Here is a 21562-nt window from a genome sequence, read left to right as displayed (position 1 = left end):
CGCTGTCGGTCGCGCTCCCAGCCATACCGACCGACGGAGCCGGGCGAACTCATCGGCCCCCCTCGCACCGAGCTTTCAAACCGGCCGCCTCCGTCGCGAGGTAGCGGTCGGTGAGCCCGCGGAAGACCCGCCCCATCACCGACCCGAGCCAGCCGCCCTGCTCGACGGACAGCCGCACCCGCGAGCCACCACCGGGCAGGCCCTCGATGGTGTGTCGGGCCGTCGTCAGCACACCCGGCCCGGTGGCCACCCAGGTGAAGCCCTCGCCCGGCTCGAGCTCGGTCACGACGTACTCGGTCTCCGGCAGCTTCGGCTGGTTGATCTTGGCCCGCGACCCCGGACGCAGCGGGCCCTCGTCGAGCCGGCGCACCCAGGTGACGGTGTCGGTCCACTCCGACCAGCGCTCGACGTCGGCCATCACCTCCCAGACGCGCTCGGGCGGTGCGGCGATCTCGACGGTGGTGCTCTGCTCCATCACCCCATAGTCGCGCACCTGTCGGCGGTCTTCGAGAGGATGCTGCCATGGACCCAGCTCGCGTCCTCGCCCAGCGCCTCGCGACGCAGCGGCTGTCTTCGGCGCCCGCGCCCAAGGCCGTCGACGTCGTGCGGCTGCTCACCTGCGTGCAGAGCCAGGAGCGCGACCACGCCTTCTTCTCGCTCGCCATGCGCTCACGCAAGGACACGTATGCCGCGGTGCAGCGCGAGCTCGACTCCGGCGCCTTCCTGCGCACCCACATCCTCCGCCCGACCTGGCACTTCGTCGCCGCCGAGGACCTGCGGTGGATCCTCGAGCTCACCTCGCCCAGGGTGCTGTCCGGCATGGCCGGCCGGCACCGACAGCTCGGGCTCGACGAGCCACGCCGGCTCGACCAAGGGCTCGAGCTGTTGGCAGAGCTGTTGCAGGACAGGACTTTTCGCACCCGACCCGAGCTCAATGACGAGTTCACCTGCCGGAGGTCCACCATCCAGCCGGGCCAAGAGCTCGGCCACCTGCTCGCCGTCGCCGAGCTGAGGGGACTGGTCTGCTCGGGCCCGATGAAGGGCGTGCACCACTCCTACGCCCTGGTCGACGAGGTCGTCCCGCCCACTCCCTCCCGCACCCGCGAGGAGGCCCTGGTCGAGCTCGTCCGGCGCTACGTGGCCGGCCACGGACCGACCAGCGTCAAGGACTTCACCCGCTGGTCCAGCCTCACCGTCGCCGACACCAAGCAAGCCCTGGCCGAGATCGGCGGCGAGCTCGAGCAGGTCGAGGTCGAGGACATCCCGCACTGGTTCGACCCCACCCAGGTGCGCCGGCGCAGCCCGGCCGCCCCGGCGGCATACCTGTTCCCGACCTATGACGAGGTGGTGCTCAGCTATCCGCAGGTGAACTTCCCGTCGCTGCCCGACCACCCGTATGCCGACCACACCGACCCGTTCTGGGCCTGGGTCGTGCTGGAGTCGGTGAACGTTGGCCTGTGGAAGCGGACCGTACGCCCGGACGTGGTCGAGGTGGAGGTGCGGCTGGCTCCCGGCGTCACGCAGGACGGACGCACCCAGGTACGCAGGGCTGCCCAGCGGCTCGCGCACTTCCTGGGGCGCGACCTCTCCTACCTCGAGTACGAGGGCACCCCACACCTGTGGGGCGGTGACCTGGGCCACCCCGCCCGCCGACCGCGGCGAGCGGACCGCTGAATAGATCGCTCAGGCGCTCGCTGGCGGCGCCAGCCACGTCACGCTCGACCAGCACGACGGCCGACCAGCACCCGGGCCGGTCGAACGGGTCAGGAGACGGTCCCGCGGAACAGGTCGGTGATGCAGCCGTCCGAGCCCGGGTCGAGGGTGCAGGTGCGACTGTCGCCCATCAACGTGCCACCTCCCGAGCTGACCCCGGCGAGCGTGGAGTCGATCACCCACCAGGTCCCGAAGGTCTTGAAGCCACCACCGGCAGGCAGCACGGCCGGGTTCTGGAGGGCGGGCAGCGTGATGAAGGCCTGGTAGCCGACGGTCACGCTGGCCGTCCCGCAGGACAGCACCTTGACGCCGCTGAAGACGAGCTGGTTGTGGGTGCGCAGGTCACCGGCGCCCTCGACGTCGCTCACCTGGGTGCACGCCGACAGCGGTCCGCTGGCAGCCACGATGTCGCTGGGACCGTCGACGAACTGGGTGTCGACGGTGAACATGGTCTTGGTGCCGACAGCAGCGTCGGCCGGCAGGCAGCCGAGCGCGACCGCGACGCCGGCGGCGGACAGGGCGGCCGCGACTCTCGAAGTAGTCCTCATCCCCCTGACGGTCCTCGCCCACGAGGCGTGCGCGCATCGGGGACAACGCGTAGGACCGATGGCGTAGGTCGAACGCCGATCCTCGACCGTTCGGCCGATGCAGCGTCGTCGCCCTGAGCACGAGCCGCCGAATTACACCGGCGATGTTCTCCGGGCAAATGGGACAAGACGATCCGCGGTAGGGCACCCTGTCGGAGGCCCCCGACCGGGCCCCTCCCGTCGAGCACCATCTGGCACCCCGCCCGGTCCCCCCAACCCCCGGGAAGTCATGCGACGTCACCTCCGCCGCGCTGCCGCACGTCTCGCCGCGCTCGCCCTCACTGCCAGTGCCGCCATGGCGGTCACGGCCACCGTCGCCGCACCGGCCCACGCCGACACGATGGTCCGGGAGTGCAAGGCGACGAACATCTCCTGCATCGCCTTCTCCGGGTACGCCGGGAAGTCGGTCTGGGGCTACCCGGTCAGCGCCTCGGGCAACAACTGCGTGAACTACGTGGCCTACCGACTGTCGCGCAACGGAGTCGCCCAGCAGAGTGCGATGGGCAACGGCGGAAGCTGGGCAGCCAACGCCACGAAACGCGGCTTCAAGGTCGACAAGACGGCCACCGTGGGCTCGGTGGCGCAGTGGGGTTACGGCAGCGCCTACGCCCCCGGCTACGGACACGTCGGCTACGTCGAGGAGGTGACCTCCGCCTACATCGTCATCTCCGACTCGTCCTACGGCGGCGGCTACTCCTCGCGCTGGCGAGTGCCCCGGGGCGACCGCAACTGGCCCACCAACTTCATCCACTTCAAGGACCAGGCCTACAAGCCCCCACCCTCGGGCAGCTTCATCAAGGTGCGGGAGACCTCGCAGGTCTTCCGCCTCGTCGGCAAGGCCCCGGTCTTCGCGTCCACCTGGACGGCCTTCGGCGGCACCCAGCCGACCTACCTGATCTCGAGCACCTCGCTGGCCACGCTCCCGATGCGACCGGCTGAGGGCACCTTCATCAAGGGCGCCCAGCGCAAGGAGGCATACCGCATCGCGGGCGGCGCTCCGGTCATCGTGACGTCGTGGACGGTCTTCGGCGGCACCAAGCCGACCGTGGTGGTCGACCAGACGGCGATCGACCGGGCCGGCACCGGCGGGGTGTGGAACCACCTCAACGCCGTGCCCGCGGACGGGACCTTCATCAAGACCGGTCAGCGGCAGGAGCCGTACCGGATCAGCGGTGGGGCGCCGATCCCCATCAGCTCCTGGGCCAACGTCGGTGGGTACAAGACCCCCGTCTACGTCGACCAGCTCGCGGTGGACAAGGCTGGATCGGGCGTGAAGTTCAACCACCTGCGCTTCCACCCCAAGGACGGCACCGTCATCACCGCGCTGCCGGGTATCGCGAGCTACAAGGTCACCGCGGGGATGCCGGTCCGCACCACCACGACGTCGTCAGCCGTGGGGGTCGATCAAGTCGCCATCGAGAAGGCGGGCGACACCTCCGCGATCCGGTGGACCCACCTGGCCAAGGCCAGCTGACTCGGTCGGCGCCGTCAGAGGCTGTCCAGCCTGACGTTGCCCGTCTCCCTCAGCCGGGCAACGCTGCCCGGTCCATCAGCGCTCGTGACCAGGTCAGCCGACGCGCGGGATGAGCAGCGTCTGACCCGCGTGGATGTCACTGCCGGTCAGGTCGTTCGCGATCTGGAGCTGGGCCACGGCCTCGGCCATCGGCAGCTGCGGCAGCTGCTGGGTGGCGATCTCGGAGAGGGTCTGGCCCGCGCCGACGGTGGTGGAGTGGTCGATCACCGTGGCGGACGCACCGCCGCTGAACAGGGCGACGGCCAGGGCCACAGCGGCCACGACGACCGTCAGGGTGAGGGCCAACCGCCCGGCCCGGGTGATGCGCACCGGCGTGGCCGGCACCTCGGGCACCGCAGCCCCGGTGGGCACCGAGACCAGCTGCGGGCGAGCCGGGCGAACGGGGACCCGCACCGGTGCGGGGGCGACGTCCCAAGCGACTGCTGCACTCATCTGGTCCTCCATCGTGGCATCTGCATGCCAGCTGGTTGTCGAGTTCATCGAACGGGTGTGCGAAGAACTGCCTAGGTGATTTCTAGCACGCATGTTCGAACGGATCAAGACACGCGTCGAACACATGTTTGGCACAGACGTTCGAAAGTCATACGCTGTGTTCATGCCCCAAGCACATCAGAGGCCACTGACAACGCTCCTTTCACGCCCGGCCCAGCCGCCCCACGCGTGACATCGAGCAGCACCTGACAGCCCCCTGAACCAGCCGCGGCACAGGCGCCCGACCGGCACCAGCACCACCTGAACACCCCGTACCTGCCCCACCTGAAACCCGTACCTGCTCCAGTGAGGAAGCGGCATGAGCGACGACAACGTCAAGGAACTGCCCGACCGTGATCGCGGCGACGGGCTGACCGTCCGGCAGCGCCGCGTGCTCGAGGTGATCCGCAACTCGGTCGACCGCCGTGGCTACCCGCCGAGCCTGCGCGAGATCGGCGAGGCCGTCGGGCTCACCTCCCCCAGCTCGGTCGCCCACCAATTGTCGACGCTCGAGCGCAAGGGCTTCCTGCGTCGCGACCCCAACCGACCGCGCGCCATCGAGGTCGTCTCACCCGACTCCCCCGCCGACATGCGCGGCTACCGCGGCGGCGCCAGCGTCGAGGACGAGACCGCGACCTACGACGAGACCGGCGTCAACGACCAGCGCCCCGAGGCGTCCTACGTGCCGGTGCTGGGTCGCATCGCGGCCGGGGTGCCGATCCTGGCCGAGGAGACCGTCGAGGACGTCTTCCCGCTCCCCCGCCAGATCGTCGGCGAGGGTCAGCTCTTCCTCCTCCAGGTCGTCGGTGACTCGATGATCGAGGCCGCGATCTGCGACGGCGACTGGGTGGTCGTCCGGCAGCAGCCCAGCGCCGACAACGGCGACATCGTGGCCGCGATGCTCGACAACGAGGCCACCGTCAAGACCTTCAAGCGCAAGGACGGCAAGGTGTGGTTGATGCCGCACAACGCCGCCTTCGACCCCATCGACGGAGACCATGCCACCATCCTCGGCAAGGTCACGGCGGTGCTGCGCCGCATCTGACCTCGACCCTCAGGTGCCGGCTGCCCCGTGTGCCGCGGTACGCCTCGTGCGTGCCGCGGCATACGTGTGGGTGGCCGCGGTCGTCAGGTGCTCGTCACTCCCCCAGGGCGTCGAGCAGGTGCGTGACCTTGGTGGCGAAGCGTTCGCCACCATCACCCTCGGCCCACAGCTCCCAGAGCTCGTTGTCGTCGGACTTCAGGGCGCGGTGCAGGGCCTGCGTCGCGAGCTCCTCGAGCCGCTCGTCGACCTCGATCGGGTCCTCGTCGAGCCAGCGCGGCACGTTCCGCTCCCCGATCACGGCCTCGAAGTCGTCGCTGGCGGCCACCACAGCTGCCGCCGCGACGGCCTCGGACATGGTGGGCGCCTCGATGTAGCCGGACGCTCGGACCACCCGGACGAGGGCGGTCTCCACCTTGCGTCGACGCGCGTCCTGTTCCGACTCCTCGAGCTCGTCGAGGAAGTCGAGTGCGTCGTCGTTCTCGAACGGCCCAACTCCGATGGCGCCCATCTCCGAACCTCCACAGCCTGCGACAGGGGTGCATTTCCGAGAGTGCCAAGCAAGGGCCCGATGCGCCAGCCCCAATGTGTCGGGCTCGTCCGTTGGTACCACGCGGTCCCGACGGAACGACCGAGCGCGGCCCCCAGGGGCTACGCCGATATCCCGTTGCCACCGGCCTGCTGCACCCCCATGCTGGCAACAGCAGCTGTCGGCGTGACCGCGCACCCGAGGCAGCCTTGCGAGGGGGGCTCACCGTGGCACGACACCCAGCAGTGGCGGCCAGCACGCTGGCCTTGGCCGTGGTTCTCGCTGGCGGGTGCGCCGGCAAGGAGCCCGACGGATCGGTGGGCGCCGCCCAGGGCCGCGACACGACCACCAGCCGCACCACGACCACCAGTCCGGCGGAGGCAGACCACCCTCGGGGCGTGATCGCCTTCGGTCACTCCGCGCTGACCGGGCTGAGCGCCGATCCAGACCGTCCGCAGGAGAACTCACCGAAGAGCTCGTGGGCCACAGGGACGGACCCTAAGGTGGACAGCGTCTACCTCCGGCTCGTCAAGGTGCGGCCCGAGACCCAGGGGTCGGTCGCGAACACCGCCGAGAACGGTGCGAAGGCGGCCACCTTGCCGGCACAGGCCGAGGCCGCTCTCGACCAGGTCCCGTTCCCAGCCCTGGCGATCGTCCAGACCATCGACAACGACATCCGCTGCGACGGCAGCGACGCCGCCCACCTGCCCGAGTTCCGGGCGTCGGTGCGCGCCGCCGTCGAGACGGTGCACTCCGCCTCACCCAAGACGACCATCCTCGTGGTGAGCAACTTCGGCAGCCCCGCGGGATACGCCAAGGCGCTGGCCAAGGACCCGGTCGCCGTGGCCGGCTTCGCCGACACGGACCCGTGCTCCCCGTTCACCGGCAAGGGGACGATCAACGCCAAGGGTGTCGCCACGCTCACGGCGATCATCGACAGGTACGAGGCGGAGCAGGTCCGCGCGTGCGCCGGGATCCCTGTGTGCCACACCGACGACGGCACGCTCAGCGGCTACACCGAGCGCCTGGAGCTGCTCGCCTCCGACCGGCAGCACCTGTTGGCTGCCGGCCATGCCGAGCTCGCCGCCCTCATCTGGCCGACGGTCGAGAAGGTGCTCGAGCTGCCCTAGCCGAGGGCTAGTGCGTCGGGCTCATCCGTTGGTACCACACGGTGTCGACGTACCGACCGAACTTGTGCCCCACCTCGCGCAGGACCCCCACCCGCTCGAAACCCGACGCCACGTGCAGCGCCACGCTCGCGTCGTTGGGGAGGGCGACCACGGCCACCTGGGTGTGCACGCCGGGTGCGGCGTCGAGCCGCGCCAGCAACGCGGCATACAGGGTGCGGCCCAGGCCGCGACCCCGCGCGGGCTCCGCGAGGTAGACCGAGACCTCCTTGGTGCCCGCGTAGGCCGGGCGCGGGCGGAAGGGCCCGGAGAAGGCGTAGCCGAGGAGCTCGTCGGTGGCAGTGCAGGCCACCAAGACGACGTTCCCCTCGTCGACGGCCGCGAGCTTCTCCCCCAGGTATGCCGCGCCGCGCGGCTCGGTGTCGAAGGTCGCCACCGAGGTGCGCACCTGCTCGTCGTAGACAGCCGCCATCGCGGGCAGGTCGGCCGGGGTCGCGTCGCGGACCACGACCGACGGGTCTTCCGCAGGGACGTTGCTGGTCATATCGGCGATGCTAGGGGGATGAGCGACGGGCACCAGCACTCCGACAGGCACGGCTCGACCGGCGGACCGGACCTGCCCGACCCCGACCGCGGCACCCCGACCACCCGTCAGGCGATGTGGGACGAGCGCTATGCCGCCCACGAGCACGTCTGGAGCGCCACCCCGAACGCCGAGGTGGAGCGGATCGTGGGCGGGTGGCCGCCGGGTCGCGCGCTCGACCTAGGCGCCGGCGAAGGTCGTCACGCCGTGTGGCTGGCATCGCGGGGCTGGCGCGTGACGGCAGTCGACTTCTCGTCGGTCGGGCTCGCGAAGGGCGAGAAGGAGGCGACGCGGCTGGGACACCGGATCGACTGGGTCGTCGCGGACGCCCGGTCATGGCACCCCGCACCCCAGGTCCTGTACGACCTGGTGCTGGTCTCCTACCTGCACCTGCCGTCGGACGTCGTGTCACGGACCCGGAGCTGGCTGGCTCCCGGGGGCGCGCTGGTCGTCGTGGGACACGGCCTGCGCAACCTCACCGAGGGGGTCGGCGGGCCGTCCGACCCGGCTCTCCTGCACACCCCCGAGCAGCTGCGCGAGGCCGCGGGCGACCTGGCCATCGAGCGCTGCGAGGAGTACGTGCGCCCCACCGAGCACGGCGACGCGATCGACGTCGTGCTCGTCGCCCGGCGACCGGGCTGACCCGCGAGCACCGGCTCGGCCCGGGGTCGGGCCACGGCAGGTCAGCTGGTCAGGCGGCCAGGCGGTCGAGCAGCGCAGCGAGCGTCGGGCCGAGGGACGCGTCGACCTGCACGGCGGCCACAGCGTCTCCCCGCGTGGGTCCGCGGGTGATGATCGCGACCGGGATGTCGAGCGCGGCCGCTCGGCGCACGAAGCGGTAGCCGCTCATCACCTTGAGGCTCGACCCCAGCACGACGAGCGCACTGGCCTCCTCGGTGAGCCGGAAACACTTCTCCACCAACGGTTTCGGCACCGACTCCCCGAAGAACACGACGTCGGGCTTGAGGGTGTCGTGACCGCACACGAGGCAGAGCGGGGTGCGGAACGCGTCGACGTCGAGCTCGTTGAGGACGATGTCGCCGTCGGGCCTGATCTCGTCGCTCGTCACCGTGTAGGTCGGGTTGGCTTCGCGCATCCGCTCGTCGAGGTCCCACCGGGAAGACCGGTCGCCGCAGGTCAGGCACACCACCCTGGCGAGCGACCCGTGCAGCTCCTCGACGTCGGTGGCCCCGGCCTGCTGGTGGAGCCCGTCGACGTTCTGGGTGATGACGGGGCCGACCAGCCCACACTGCTGGAGGCGGGCGACGGCGTCGTGGCCGGAGTTGGGCCTGGCCAGGTTGAACCGCTGCCAGCCGACGTAGCTACGGGCCCAGTAGCGCTGCCTCGCCTGCGACGACCCCAGGAACTCGGCGTACTGCATGGGAGTCACCCGGCGGGTGCCGTCCGGGCCCCGGTAGTCGGGGATCCCGGAGTCGGTGGAGATGCCGGCACCGGTGAGGACGAGCACGTTGCCCCGCGCGAGCAGCGCCGCGACGGCGTCGAGCTCGGCGCTCGCGTCGGTCGTGGTCACAGGGGCGGTGCTGGTCACGGGGCTAGGGTACGTCGGCGGGTCGAGCCCGTCAGGACCGACCGAGCAGGCGGCGCTTCGAGGAGTCGACGAGGGCGGCGGAGGCGACGGCAGGGTCGGCCACGTCGTCGTGGGGTGGCACCGCCGGGGCGTCGCGGGTGACGAGCTCGGGACAGTGCGCCCTGACCTGCGCGTCGGCGATGAGGTAGCCGTGGCGCTCGAGGACGTGCTGCTCCTCGCGGCTGAAGGCGTCGAGGTCGGTGCGCACCGCGTTGATGAGCTCGGTGGTCGCGCGGGGGTAACAGCCGTCGACGACGGTGTCGAGCGCCCACGACGTGCCGCGCAGGGCACCGCGCGTGAAGCCGGCCTGGAGCCAGCGACTGCGGACCGACTGCCCGCCGTTGGTGGCGATCCCCAGGATGCGCAGGGTGCGGCCGACGACCGTGCGCTCGGTGCGGGCCCGGAACACCCCACCTCCGTCGCTGACCAGCACGGTCGCATGACGCTTCCAGACCGGCTCGAGGCCGAGGTTGTCGTAGACCCCGCCGTCGGTGAGCCGGATCCGGCGCATGATCGCGGCGCGCTCCTCCTCGGACTCGAGGCCCTTCTTCCCGCCGGTGAGGTGAATGGCCACCCCGTCGAGCACCATCGGGGCGAAGAACGGGGGAAAGGCGCAGGAGGCCGCCACGACCTCGGCCAGGCGCAGGTCTGCCGGCGGCGCGGCATACCCGAGGCGGTAGTCGCCGACCCGGCCGTGGGGACGGTGGGCGGTCGGGTCCTCGAAGACCCAGTCGACGCCGTAGCCGATCTCGGTCGCGCAGGTGACGACTGCCGGCCCGGACCTGGAGCTGTCGCGCAGTGGTCTCGACCACCCGGTCACGACGTCGGCGAGCTCGTCGGCGAGCGCCCTGATGGCGGCATCGCGGGTCAGCCACTTCCACGGCTTGGCCCTGGCCAGCAGGGCGGGAGTGCGGATGTTGCGGGAGGTCAGGCGGGCCAGCGGCTCCGCCACGAAGTCCTCGAACCCCTCGACGACCCCGCCGTCACCCGGGAACGTGAGCCTCGGGTCGGCCAGGAGGTTGGCGACGATCGAGCCTCCCGAGACACCGGTCACGGTGGTGAGCTGGCTCAGGACGCCGAGCTCGTTGAGCCGTCGCAGCGCCCCGAGGTGGAACAACGCTGCACGGTAGCCACCACCGGAGAGACAGAGGGCGGTCCCGGTGCGGCCTGCTGCCGAGGCCCGTCGCGCGGCGAGGTGGTCGTCAGCGACTGCGTCGGCGGCAACGAGGTCGTCGGGGCCGAGCGGGTCGCCCTCGGTGGCGTGGGTGGTGGCGGTCTGCTCGGGCTTCATCGTGCTCCCGATGAAAGCAGAGCCGGGTGACACCTGCCCGTCGGCGGTGGTGAGCCCACACCTCGGGCCGACCGGCCCATCCATCACGATGCCCTCAACAACTAACCATCTGGATAACAAGCCGTTATGCTTGGTTCATGATCGACGCCGCAGGTCTCCGGGTCATGAAGGCCATCGCCGACGAGGGCAGCTTCACCGGTGCCGCCCTCTCGTTGGGCTACTCCCAGCCGGCCATCTCGCAGATGGTGCGGAGGCTCGAGCAGCGCACCGGCACCGTGCTCGTCGAGCGCGTGGGGCGCAACGTCCGGCTCACCGAGGCCGGGCAGGTGCTGGCGCGACACGCCGTCGCCGTGCTCGCAGCCCTGGACGCAGCCGAGGAGGAGGTCGCGGCGATCGCAGGGCTGCGCGCCGGCCGAGTGCGGCTGATGGCCTTCCCGTCGAGCTCGGCCACGCTCGTCCCCCGCGCACTGGCGCTGGTGAAGCAGCGCTTCCCCGACGTGCAGGTCACCTTCACCGAGGCGGAGCCTCCCGAGTCGCTCGCCGCGCTCAAGGCCGGCGAGTGCGACCTCGCCGTCGCGTTCGCCTACGAGGGCACCGACGTCGGTCGCGGCGAGGAGGACATGGACCTCTTCGTCACGCACAAGCTGCTCGACGACGAGGTACGGCTCGCCCTTCCCCGCGCCCACCCGCTCGCGACCGCCGACATGGTCGAGCTCTCGGCGCTGGCCCAGGAGAACTGGATCGCCGGCTGTCCGCGCTGTCGCGGCCACCTCCTGCAGATGTGCGCGAACGCCGGTTTCTCCCCGCACGTCGGCTTCGAGACCGAGGACTATGTCGCGGTGCTCGGCCTGGTCGCCGAAGGCCTCGGCGTCGCGCTCATCCCCGACCTCATCCTCCGGACGGCCCACCACCACGACGTCGTCACGCTGCCGATCAACCCGGCGTCGCGACGGTCGGTCAGCGTCGTGACGACCGCCGACCTCCAACGGGTGCCGGCGGTACAGGCCACCATCGACGCGCTCGTCGAGGCGGCCAAGGCCAAGCCGCGGGTCCTCGCCAGCACCTGACGGGACGGGCCGACCGCGCCCTGTCCTCGACGCCGTGTCTTCGGCGCCCTAGCGTCGGCGCCAGGTGACGCCCACGTCGCCATCGACGGCCACCACGGCAACGTCGCCGCGCTGGTCGGTGCGCAGGACGGCATACCCGTTGTGGCGCAACACCTCCAGCGCCTTGGGCGAGGGGTGGCCGTAGTCGTTGTCCTTGCCCACGCTGATCACCGCGACCGGCGCTCGCACCTCCGCCAGCAGGCCCTCGTCGAGGTTGCCCGACCCGTGGTGCGCCACCTTGACCACGTCGAACCCGGCCGCCCGGGCGGTCATCGCCGGGTCACGCCGCAGCTGGAGCAGCAGGGCGTGGGCCGCCTCGCGCTCGACGTCGCCCAGCAGCAACAGGTCGACCGGTCCGGAACGCACCGCCAGCACCACGCTGGCGTTGTTGGGCACCGACCCCGCGGCGATGCGGCGCGCCGGCCACCAGGCGTCAGCCGTCACCCCGGGCCAGCTCAGGTGGTCGCCGGCGACGACGTCGTGGACGGGTATGCCGCGGGCCCGGGCCAAGGTCTGCACCTGCGACCACTGGTAGTCCGGTTCGCGCACCGGGGTGGCCAGGATCTCGCGCACGTGGCGGCCGGCGAGGGCTCCTGACAGCCCGTCGACGTGGTCGGCGTGGAAGTGGCTGAGCACGACCGAGTCGAGCACGTGCACCCCGAGGCGTCGCAGGCACGCGTTCACGGACGTCGGGTCAGGACCGGCGTCGACCAGCACGGCGTGCCCGGGCGTCGTCGCGAGCACCAGCGCGTCGCCCTGGCCCACGTCGCAGGCCACGAACCGCCATCCCGGTGGCGGCCACGTCGCGACCGAGGTCGGAGCAGTGGTGGCGAGCAGGAGGACGACGACCGCGGCGGCGAGCGCCGGGTGGACCCGGGCGCGGTGTGCCCACCACCGGCCGCTGAGCAGCACCAGGAGCGTGACCACGGTGAGCAGGAGCGCGCCGACCGCGCCGTCCGGCCACGGCAGCGTGCCGCCCGGGATGGTCGCGCAGGTGCGAGCCACCTTGGCGATGCCGAGGGTGGGCAGCGCCCCAGCCCAGCAGAGCAGCCGCGCACCGAACGGCCAGAGCGGCGCCAGACCGGCCGCGGACACCCCGGCGACGGTGGCCGGTGCCACGAGGGGCGCGGCGAGCAGGTTGGCCAGGACGCCCACGAGCGACACCGAGCCCTGGAGGAGCACGACCACTGGCGCACACATCGCCTGTGCCGCAACAGGGATCGCGATCGCCGGACCCCAGGACCTGATCCGCCGAGGCAACCGTGACCCGATGGCCTCCCCCCACGTGCGGGTGAAGAGCAGCAGGCCGAGCGTGGCCAGTGTCGAGAGCGCGAAGCCGTAGGACCGGCTCAGCCACGGGTCGACCACGAGGAGCACGACGACCGCCGCGGAGAGGACGGGTGGGCCCGCGGCCCGCCTCGAGCGGCTCAGGCCGATCAGCCCGATGGTGCCCATGGCCGCGGCTCGCACGACGCTCGGCTCGGGTCGGGCGAGGACGACGAAGCCGGCGAGGACCGTGACCGCGACGACCGGCCGCCAGCGACGACGGACACCGAGGAGGGCAGCGCCGCCCAGGGCGAAGGCCAGGATGACCGCGACGTTGCTGCCGGACACTGCCGAGAGGTGGGTCATGCCGGTCGCGAGCATCGCCTCGGTCAGGTCGGGCGGGGTGCGGCTGGTGTCGCCGATCACCAGCGCGGGGAGCAGGCCTCGCGCATCGGGAGGCAGGGGTGCGGCCGCCGCGCGCAGACCCGCCCGCAGGTGCTCCGCGGCCCGGGCGACGACACCGGGCGGCGACAGGGATCGGGGCTCACCACGAGGTCGCAGGACTGCGACGACGTCGTCACCGGGCGCGGACTCGAGCAGGATGCCCTTGACCCTGACCCGCTCGTGCCACTGCACCCGCTGCCAGGCGGCGTCGCCCATGACGAGCACCGGCGTCGACACCCGGGACCGTCTCCCCCGACCGCTGACCTGCTCCACGCGCAGGACCAGGCGCACGGCCGCGCCATCGAGCCGCTGACCGCCGACCACCACCGGGTCCTTGGTCACCACGCCGGTGAGCTCGACCGTGGCGCGCTCCCTGGCGAGGGCCCGGACCGGACCGGCCTCCCGCACCGCGCTGTGCCCCGACGTCGCAGCCAGCACCAGGGCGACGGCTGCCAGCACGAGGGCCGCCAGTGCCTCCACGCCGATGATCCCCCGCCGCCGGGCCCGCCGTGCTCGTGGCGCACCCCAGAGCACGAGCGCCCCCACCACCAGGCAGCAGCCGGCTGCGACGGCGAGCAGCGGCGGGGCGACCCCGAGGGTGGCGGCCCCGACCGCCCACGACACGAGCGCGGGGACCAGGAGTCTCAGGTCGAGGTCGCGCGCGCCATGCGGCGGGGCTGCGGCAGCAGCCCGCCGCGCGGTCACAGCGTCACCTTGGGCTGGAGCGCGGCGAAGATCTTCTCCCCGATGCCGCTGACCTCGCCCAGCTCGTCGACAGAGGCGAACCGCCCGTGCTCGGTGCGCCAGTCGATGATCCGTTGCGCCAGGACCGGTCCGACGCCGGGGAGCTCCTCGAGCTCGGCGGCCGACGCCGCGTTGAGGTTGACCCGGCCGCCGGACCCCACGGCTCCGACGCCCCCTCCGGCGCCGGAGCCGCCCGCGCCCGAGCCACCCACCCCCGTGGAGCCCAGCCCGGCCGACCCTGCTCCCGCAGCCGCGCCTCCCCCTTCGCCCGCGGCGAGGACCTCGCCCGGCTCGGGCACGCGGATCTGCTCCCCGTCGACCAGCGGACGGGCGAGGTTGATGGCGGCCAGGTCGGCACCCTTGCCCGCGACCGCCCTGGCCACGGCGTCGGCGACCCGCGAACCCGCAGGCATGGTGAGGACCCCGGGGTGCCTGACCTGTCCCACGACGTGCACGGTCACGGTCGCGCCCTCGGGAGGCCCACCTCCTCCCGAGGCCGTGCTCGACGACGCGAACACGCTGCCGGTCGGGCCGTGGTCGCCGAGCGCCGAGCCCGAGGCCGAGGGCGCCACGACCTGGGGCGTGCTGGCCGCCCTGGCCCACGCGACCCGCACGCCGAAGGCCACGGCAGCAACCAGCACGACCACGAGCAGTCCCGCCGCGGCGGCACGGGGTCCGCTGAGCCGGGCACCGCGCAGCGACGTCGGAACGGTCAGGAACCGCGGGCCCGGCGGAGTCGGCCGACGGTGTCGGCCCGGCTGTGCCCGGCGGTCCGGGCCCGCGCGACCGTAGGCGGCCACAGAGCGGTCCGGACGGTGCGAAGCATCAGGGCGTTGCGAAGCATCAGGGCGTTGCGAAGCATCAGGGCGTTGCGAAGCATCAGGGCGTTGCGGGTGGTCAGGGCGGCGCGAGGCCGTGTCCGGCTGCTGCTCCGCGGCAGCCGGTGCGATCTCGCCGTAGCGCCAGGCTCCTGCGGAGCGTCGGGTCAGCAGCCTCCGGCGGGCCGGGTGCGGCGACCGGCTCCCGCCCGCCGTCGCCGGGGTCTGGACCCAGCTGCGCTCGGGCAGCCAGGGCACCACCTCGCCGTTCGGCCGGCCGGGCTCACCGAGGGCCACGGCGCGCCGGCCGTCGGTGGACTCCAACAGGGCCCGGACGCGGTCGGAGGGTGCGGAAGGTCGGCGACGGGACGGCATACGGGCACGTTAGGAACGTGACCACGGGCGCGACAGGACGCGGTCAGCGGTCTGTGGACGACCGCGTGTAAGGCCTCACCCTGTGGACGAGGCGTCCCGTCGCGCCGAGATCCAGAGCTCGATGTTGCGCCGGTGGCGGTAGATGACCACGAGCGCGAGGACCACGCACCAGGCCCCGGTCTCGCGCGTGCCGAGCTCCACCCACCGGAACCACGTCAGCACCCCGAGGAGGAGCAGCAGCAGGCAGGCCGACACCGACGCCCCGGCCACCCAGCGCATCCGCCAGACCAGCAGTCCGAACACCACCACCATCCCGAGCCCGAACCACGGCTGCACGGCCAGGATCGCCCCGAGCGAGGTGGCGACGCCCTTGCCGCCCTGCCCACGCAGGAACGGTGACCAGATGTGGCCGAGCACCACTGCCAACCCGACGAACAGGGCCGTGGTGGTGCCGAGGAGCTGCTGGGCCGCCAGCACCGGGACGAGGCCCTTCAGGACGTCGACCACGCCGACGACGACGCCCCACCGGGCGCCGAGCACGCGCCCCGCGTTGGTGGCGCCGGGGTTGCCCGACCCGGAGTGCCGCAGGTCCTTGCCGAGGATCTTCGCCAGGATCGTCGCCGGGTTGACGGCGCCGATGACGAAGGCAACCAGCGACGCGAGCACTGCCTCGACCAGCTCCACCGCCGACACGTCCGCCACCGCGGTCATGGCGTGGGCCGGGGTGACACCGCGACGGCGATGGTGCCCGGCCCCACATGGGCCCCGACCACCGCGCCGAGCTCGACGACCCGCACGTCGGCGTCGTCGGGGATGCCTTCGAGGCGAGCGGTCAAGCGCGCGGCCAGGTCGTCGGCGCGGGACTGGGAGTCGAGGTGGTGGACCGCGATGTCGACCGCGGAGCCGGCCTTCTCCACCGCCGAGACCGCGAGCTCCTCGAGCCGGCCCAGCGCGCGCGACGAGGTGCGCACCTTCTCCAACGGCCGGATGTGCCCGTCGACGAGCCCGAGGATGGGCTTGATGGCGAGGGCGGACCCGAGGAACGCCGACGCGGAACCGATCCGACCACCGCGACGCAGGTGCTCGAGGGTGTCGACGTAGAACACCACGGTGGATGCCTCGGCGCGCGAACGCGCTTGTGCGGCAACATCTTCCAGTGACCCCCCCTGCTCGGCCAGCTGGGCGGCCGACAGGACGGCATACCCCATGGCCATGCCCAGCGAACGGGAGTCGACGACCGTGACCGGCACGGGCGACTGCTGTGCGGCGAGGTGGGCGGACTCGACGGTCGAGGACATGTCGGCGGAGATGTGCACCGACACGATGCCGGTGGCCCCCTCGGCTGCGGCCTTCTCGTAGGCGTCGAGGAAGGCCTGCGGCGCCGGTCGCGACGTCGACACCGGCTTGAAGGCACGCAGCGCGGCCGCGACCTCCGCCGTGGTGATGTCCACGCCCTCGCTGAACTCCTTGCCACTGACGATGACGTGCAGCGGCACGACCTGGATCGAGTGCGCGCCGACGACCGAGTCCGGCAGGTATGCCGTGGAGTCAGTGACGATCGCGACGCTCACCTGCGCAGGCTATCGGTGCAGCGCCGCGCGGCGGGCGCACGCCCTCCCCGACGTCGTCGGGTCGGCTCCGTCAGAGCGGGACGATGTTGACGAGCTTGGGCGCGCGCACGATCACGGTGCGGATGCCTGCCTCCGTCGCTGCGACGACCTTGGGCAGCGCCAACACCTGCTCGCGCAACGCGTCCTCGGTGATGTCGGTCGGCACCTCCAGCCGGTCGCGCACCTTGCCCTTGATCTGCACGACGCAGGTGACGGTGTCCTCCACCAGCAACGCCGGATCGGCCACCGGGAAGCTCTCGAAGGTGATCGACTCCTCGTGACCCAGCCGCTGCCACAGCTCCTCGGCGATGTGCGGGGCCAGGGGCGCGACCATGACGACCAGCTTCTCGGCCGCCTCACGGGGCACGGCGTCGAGCTTGGTCAGGGCGTTGTTCAGCTCGATCAGGCGCGCGATGGCCGTGTTGAAGCCCAGCGTCGGGAAGTCGCGGGAGACGGCATCGATGGTGTGGTGCAGGGCCCGGGTCGTCGCCTCGTCCATCGGCGCGTCGACCACCCGCACCGTACCGGTCTCCTCGTCGATCACGTTGCGCCACAACCGCTGCAGGAACCGCTGGGCACCCACGACGGCCCGGGTCTCCCACGGCTTGCTCAGCTCCAGCGGACCCATCGACATCTCGTACACCCGCAGGGTGTCGGCGCCGAACTGCTCGAACATCTCGTCCGGGCTGACGACGTTCTTGAGCGACTTGCCGATCTTGCCGTACTCGCGGGTGACCGGCTGGCCGTTCCACGTGTACGTCGTCTCGCCGCTCGCCGGGTCCGTCGCCTCGACGACCTCGGACGACTCGACCGGCTGTCCGCGGTCGTCACGGTATGCGGCGGCCTGGATGTAACCCTGCGAGAAGTACTTGCGGAAGGGCTCGTCACTGGTCAGGTGGCCCAGGTCGTGCAGCACCTTGTGCCAGAAGCGGGCGTAGAGCAGGTGCAGGACGGCGTGCTCCACGCCACCGATGTAGAGGTCGACGCCACCGGGGTCGGTGACACCCGGGGGCGCCGTGGCGACAGGGGTGTCCTGTGGGCCCATCCAGTAGGCCTCGTTCTCGGGGTCGACGAACGCCGCGTCGTTCGCGGGGTCCAGGTAGCGCAGGTAGTACCAGCACGACCCCGCCCAGTTGGGCATCGTGTTGGTCTCGCGACGGTACTTGCGGACACCGCGACCGTCGCCGAGGTCGAGCTCGACGTTGACCCACTCCTCGACGCGGCCCAGCGGCGGCTCGGGCTCGCTGCTGGCGTCCTCGGGCTCGAAGGTCTTGGGAGAGTAGTCAGGCACGTCGGGCAGCTCGACCGGGAGCATCGACTCCGGGACCGCGTGGCTGACGCCGTCCTCGTCGAAGACGATCGGGAACGGCTCACCCCAGTAGCGCTGCCGGCTGAACAGCCAGTCGCGCAGCTTGTAGCTCACCGTCGGCTGTCCGAGACCCCGGCCCGCCAGCCAGTCGATGATGGTCGCCTTGGCCTCGGCGACCCCCAGGCCGTCGAGCGAGACCTCGTCGTTGGCCGAGTTGATCGCCGGACCCTCACCGGTGAAGGGCTCGTCGTCGGGGTGGCCCTCGGAGGGCTGCACGGTGCGCACGATCGGGAGGCCGAACTGCTCGGCGAACTCCCAGTCGCGGTGGTCCTGGCCGGGCACCGCCATGATGGCGCCAGTGCCGTAGCCCATCAGCACGTAGTCGGCGATGAAGACCGGGATCTGTTGCCCGTTGACAGGATTCGTCGCGAAGGCGCCGGTGAAGACCCCGGTCTTGTCCTTGCCCTCGGTCTGCCGCTCCACCTCGCTCTTGCGCGACGCAGCCAGCCGGTATGCCGCGACGGCGGCTTCCGGGGTCGCCTCACCACCGGTCCAGGCCGGGTTGGTGCCGGGGGCCCACTCGCCCTGCGGGACGACCACGTCCAGCAGCGGGTGCTCCGGGGCCAGCACCATGAAGGTCGCGCCGAACAGCGTGTCGGGTCGCGTCGTGAATACCTCGATCGAGGCATCCCGGCCCACGACGGGGAACGAGACTCGTGCGCCCTGGCTGCGGCCGATCCAGTTGCGCTGCATGGCCTTGACCTTGTCCGGCCAGTCGACGCGGTCGAGGTCGTCGGCCAACCGGTCGGCATACGAGGTGATGCGCATCATCCACTGGCGCAGGTTGGTCTTGAAGACCGGGAAGTTGCCGCGCTCCGAGCGTCCGTCGTTCGTGACCTCCTCGTTGGACAGCACGGTGCCCAGGCCGGGCGCCCAGTTGACCGGCGCCTGCGAGGTGTAGGCCAGCCGGAAGTCGTCGAGGACCTCGGACCGCTCGGCCGACGACAGGTCGGCCCAGCTCCGACCGTCCGGGGTGGGACGGTCGCCGGACTCGAACTGCGCGACCAGCTCGGCGATGGGACGGGCCCGACCCGTGCCGCCGTCGGGCCGCACGGCCTCCGGGTCGTACCAGGCGTCGTAGATCTGCGTGAAGATCCACTGCGTCCACTTGTAGTAGCCCGGGTCGATCGTGGCGATCGTGCGCCGGTCGTCGTGGCCCAGCCCCAGCCTGCGCAGCTGGCGCTTCATGACGACCATGTTGTCCTCGGTCGTCTTGCGCGGGTGCTGCCCGGTCTGCACGGCATACTGCTCGGCCGGCAGGCCGAAGGCGTCGTAGCCCAGGCAGTGCAGCACGTTCTTGCCGGTCATCCGGTGGTAGCGCGCGAACACGTCGGTCGCGATGTAGCCCAGCGGATGGCCGACGTGCAGCCCGGCGCCGCTCGGGTAGGGGAACATGTCGAGGACGAGCAGCTTCTCGCGGCCGGCAACCTTCTCCGGCTCGGCCCACGGACCGGCGGGGTTGGGCGCGTGGAAGGTGCCCTCCTCCTGCCAGCGGTCCTGCCAGGCCAGCTCGATCTGCTGGGCCAGCTCGGCGGTGTAGCGGTGCGGCGTCTCGCTCATCTCATCCTCACGTCTGTAGGTCGTGCCTTCCCCAGTCGTGTCGGGTGCCCTCCTGGGCCCTGACACAGAACAACCCCTCACGCAGGAGGGGTTGGCCGCGGTGACGTGGACCTGTGGTCCGGAACGTCAACGCGGCTCGGGAAGAAGCAGCGACCGTGCCATGGGGCACAGGCTACCGCAGCCGTCCTGTGACGGGTCATGACGCCCGCCGGGGCGTCAGGCGGCCCAGGCCGGGTCGGTCAGCCCCTCGCGCAGCCTGGCCAGGATCGCGCTCAGGAGCCTGGAGACCTGCATCTGGCTGACCCCGAGGACCCGGCCGATCTCGGTCTGGGTGCGCTCCTCGACGAAGCGCAGTCGGATGATGAGCCGCTCCCGTTCGGTCAGGACCGCGAGCGCCGTCCGCAACGAGCTCAGGCTCAGCATCCGGTCGATGTCGGCGCTCTCCTCGGCGACCGCCTCGACCAGCGCGCCACCGTGCTCGGCCGGCAGGTCGAGGGACACCGCGGAGTAGGCCGAACCACACAGCTTGGCCAGGGTGACCTCGTCCCGGTCGAGCCCGAGCCCGTCCGCGACCTCGTCACGCGTCGGGGCGCGGTGGAGCTGCTGGGTGAGCTGCTCCTCCTCTGCGCCGAGGAGGGCGCGCACCTCCTGGAGCCGGCGCGGAGGGCGCACGGACCAGCCACAGTCACGGAAGTGGCGCTTCACCTCTCCCGAGATCGTCGGCATGGCGTAGGCGGCGAAGCAGCCGCCGACACCCGCCCGGTAGCCGGCGACCGCCTTGACCAGGCCGAGCCGACCCACCTGGACGAGGTCGTCGTGCTCGATCCCCCGGCCGACGTAGCGGCGGGCCACCTGCTCGGGCAGGTCGAGCGTGAGCAGCACTGCCTCGTCACGAAGCGACTCGGCCACGTCGGGGTCGTCGACGCCGAGGGCTTGCACGAGGAGCGCCTCGGCCCGGTCGTGCGGGCTCATGAGCCCGACCGCCGGCGTCGGGGACGCGGGCTGGATCGCGGCGAGAGTCGTGCTGGGGGCGGTCGCCCCGGTGGTCTGCGACATGGTGGTCCCGTCTCTGGAGAGAACGGTGGCACCGCTGTTGGACCACGTGGTTTGTCCCTCAACACAACCACGGACGACCGACCAGCGCCACACGGGGGCGCTGTGGGGACACCCCTCGACCCCGGTTTTGCGAGGGCGGATCGGCCCGCGTCCCGGAGGAGGTTTGCCGCCTCGGCCGGCGGGGTACGGCACAGGCCCGGGACGCGAACCACCCTGCCCCCGGCCCCCATTCACTGCCAGGAGTGCCTCATGTCCACCGACGCCATCGTCATCCTCAAGGACGACCACAAGGATGTCCGCGCGCTCTTCCGCGAGTTCGAGAAGTCCACCACCACCAAGGCCCGCAAGGGGACCATCGTCAAGAAGGTCATCGAGCTGCTGACCGTGCACACCTACATCGAGAACGAGGTGATGTACCCCGAGGTGCGTCGCCTGCTGCCCGACCTAGAGGACGACGTGCTGGAGTCCTACGAGGAGCACCACGTCGCCGATGTCCTCGTGATGGAGCTCGCCAACCTGAAGCCGGGCGACGAACGGTTCGAGGCCAAGACGACCGTCCTCATCGAGAACGTCCGGCACCACATGGACGAGGAGGAGCAGGACTGGTTCCCGAAGGTGCGCCAGGGCCTCGGGCGCAACCAGCTCCAGGACCTCGGCGCGCAGCTGCTGGAGGCGAAGCGCAAGGCGCCGCGCTCCCCCGCCCAGCCCAGCGCCCTCAAGAAGGCCGTCGACGCGGTGGTGTCCTGAGA

Annotated in this window: 20 protein-coding genes; 7 read left to right on the top strand and 13 right to left on the bottom strand. The window is 71.6% G+C overall.

The features are described 5' to 3' along the window. Positions 1–49 precede the first annotated feature (49 nt). Positions 50–475, bottom strand: coding sequence for an SRPBCC family protein (locus tag ABD262_RS04405; protein ID WP_344131732.1), 426 nt, complete (start codon positions 473–475; stop codon positions 50–52). Between the two features lie 47 nt (positions 476–522). Here ABD262_RS04405 and ABD262_RS04400 point away from each other — a divergent pair, with 47 nt between their 5' ends. After that, on the top strand, positions 523–1674 hold the full coding sequence (locus tag ABD262_RS04400) for a winged helix DNA-binding domain-containing protein (protein WP_344131729.1): 1152 nt from the start codon (positions 523–525) through the stop codon (positions 1672–1674). Between the two features lie 89 nt (positions 1675–1763). Here the strand turns inward: ABD262_RS04400 and ABD262_RS04395 are convergent, their stop codons facing one another. After that, on the bottom strand, positions 1764–2261 hold the full coding sequence (locus ABD262_RS04395) for a hypothetical protein (protein WP_344131726.1): 498 nt from the start codon (positions 2259–2261) through the stop codon (positions 1764–1766). Positions 2262–2529: 268 nt separating this feature from the next. On the opposite strand from ABD262_RS04395, the gene ABD262_RS04390 reads away from it, so the two are divergent. Beyond that, positions 2530–3774, top strand: a complete 1245-nt coding sequence (locus tag ABD262_RS04390; RefSeq protein ID WP_344131723.1) for a CHAP domain-containing protein — start codon at positions 2530–2532, stop codon at positions 3772–3774. Between the two features lie 93 nt (positions 3775–3867). On the opposite strand, the gene ABD262_RS04385 is transcribed toward ABD262_RS04390, so the two are convergent. Next, the gene (locus ABD262_RS04385; RefSeq protein WP_344131720.1) at positions 3868–4266 is read right to left on the bottom strand and encodes a LysM peptidoglycan-binding domain-containing protein; all 399 of its coding nucleotides are present in this window, start codon (positions 4264–4266) and stop codon (positions 3868–3870) included. A 358-nt stretch (positions 4267–4624) separates the two neighbouring features. On the opposite strand from ABD262_RS04385, the gene lexA reads away from it, so the two are divergent. Then, on the top strand, positions 4625–5350 hold the full coding sequence (gene lexA / locus ABD262_RS04380; protein WP_057377792.1) for a transcriptional repressor LexA: 726 nt from the start codon (positions 4625–4627) through the stop codon (positions 5348–5350). A 94-nt stretch (positions 5351–5444) separates the two neighbouring features. Here lexA and ABD262_RS04375 read toward each other — a convergent pair whose 3' ends face one another. Beyond that, a complete protein-coding gene (locus ABD262_RS04375) occupies positions 5445–5858 on the bottom strand; it encodes a DUF4259 domain-containing protein (RefSeq protein ID WP_344131715.1) in 414 nt (137 codons plus the stop codon). Positions 5859–6103: 245 nt separating this feature from the next. On the opposite strand from ABD262_RS04375, the gene ABD262_RS04370 reads away from it, so the two are divergent. Continuing rightward, entirely contained in the window at positions 6104–7006 is a 903-nt protein-coding gene (locus ABD262_RS04370; RefSeq protein ID WP_344131712.1) for an SGNH/GDSL hydrolase family protein, read from the top strand. A gap of 7 nt (positions 7007–7013) precedes the next feature. On the opposite strand, the gene ABD262_RS04365 is transcribed toward ABD262_RS04370, so the two are convergent. Further along, positions 7014–7547: a GNAT family N-acetyltransferase gene (locus ABD262_RS04365; protein ID WP_344131709.1), complete on the bottom strand. Its 534-nt coding sequence runs from the start codon at positions 7545–7547 to the stop codon at positions 7014–7016. Between the two features lie 18 nt (positions 7548–7565). On the opposite strand from ABD262_RS04365, the gene ABD262_RS04360 reads away from it, so the two are divergent. Next, positions 7566–8228, top strand: a complete 663-nt coding sequence (locus ABD262_RS04360) for a class I SAM-dependent methyltransferase (protein WP_344131706.1) — start codon at positions 7566–7568, stop codon at positions 8226–8228. Between the two features lie 49 nt (positions 8229–8277). Here the strand turns inward: ABD262_RS04360 and ABD262_RS04355 are convergent, their stop codons facing one another. Both ABD262_RS04355 and ABD262_RS04350 read right to left on the bottom strand, forming a co-directional pair. Continuing rightward, positions 8278–9135: an NAD-dependent protein deacetylase gene (locus tag ABD262_RS04355; protein ID WP_344131703.1), complete on the bottom strand. Its 858-nt coding sequence runs from the start codon at positions 9133–9135 to the stop codon at positions 8278–8280. 31 nt (positions 9136–9166) lie between these two features. Continuing rightward, complete coding sequence (locus tag ABD262_RS04350) at positions 9167–10465, bottom strand: patatin-like phospholipase family protein (protein ID WP_344131701.1); 1299 nt, start codon at positions 10463–10465, stop codon at positions 9167–9169. 137 nt (positions 10466–10602) lie between these two features. Between ABD262_RS04350 and ABD262_RS04345 the strand changes: the two genes are divergently transcribed. Continuing rightward, positions 10603–11532 (top strand): LysR family transcriptional regulator, encoded by a 930-nt coding sequence (locus ABD262_RS04345; protein ID WP_344131698.1) that lies wholly within the window; start codon positions 10603–10605, stop codon positions 11530–11532. 48 nt (positions 11533–11580) lie between these two features. Here ABD262_RS04345 and ABD262_RS04340 read toward each other — a convergent pair whose 3' ends face one another. The 6 genes from ABD262_RS04340 to ABD262_RS04315 all read right to left on the bottom strand — a co-directional run bounded on the left by ABD262_RS04340 (position 11581) and on the right by ABD262_RS04315 (position 20813). Continuing rightward, positions 11581–13986, bottom strand: coding sequence for a ComEC/Rec2 family competence protein (locus tag ABD262_RS04340; protein ID WP_344131696.1), 2406 nt, complete (start codon positions 13984–13986; stop codon positions 11581–11583). Then, positions 13983–15218, bottom strand: coding sequence for a ComEA family DNA-binding protein (locus ABD262_RS04335; RefSeq protein ID WP_344131693.1), 1236 nt, complete (start codon positions 15216–15218; stop codon positions 13983–13985). Before ABD262_RS04335 ends, ABD262_RS04340 begins: the two co-directional genes overlap by 4 nt. A gap of 75 nt (positions 15219–15293) precedes the next feature. Further along, entirely contained in the window at positions 15294–15929 is a 636-nt protein-coding gene (gene plsY, locus ABD262_RS04330; protein ID WP_344131690.1) for a glycerol-3-phosphate 1-O-acyltransferase PlsY, read from the bottom strand. Then, complete coding sequence (locus ABD262_RS04325) at positions 15926–16789, bottom strand: DegV family protein (RefSeq protein ID WP_344131687.1); 864 nt, start codon at positions 16787–16789, stop codon at positions 15926–15928. The genes plsY and ABD262_RS04325 overlap by 4 nt, the downstream gene beginning before the upstream one ends. A 70-nt stretch (positions 16790–16859) precedes the next feature. Further along, positions 16860–19757: a leucine--tRNA ligase gene (gene leuS, locus ABD262_RS04320; protein WP_344131684.1), complete on the bottom strand. Its 2898-nt coding sequence runs from the start codon at positions 19755–19757 to the stop codon at positions 16860–16862. A gap of 216 nt (positions 19758–19973) precedes the next feature. Beyond that, positions 19974–20813 (bottom strand): sigma-70 family RNA polymerase sigma factor, encoded by an 840-nt coding sequence (locus ABD262_RS04315; RefSeq protein WP_344131681.1) that lies wholly within the window; start codon positions 20811–20813, stop codon positions 19974–19976. A 249-nt stretch (positions 20814–21062) separates the two neighbouring features. Between ABD262_RS04315 and ABD262_RS04310 the strand changes: the two genes are divergently transcribed. Beyond that, positions 21063–21560, top strand: coding sequence for a hemerythrin domain-containing protein (locus ABD262_RS04310; protein ID WP_344131678.1), 498 nt, complete (start codon positions 21063–21065; stop codon positions 21558–21560). Positions 21561–21562 lie beyond the last annotated feature (2 nt).

It is taken from the genome of Pedococcus bigeumensis, from assembly GCF_039531795.1.
GTDB lineage: Bacteria > Actinomycetota > Actinomycetes > Actinomycetales > Dermatophilaceae > Pedococcus > Pedococcus bigeumensis.
This window is presented reverse-complemented; position numbering and strand designations above follow the sequence as displayed.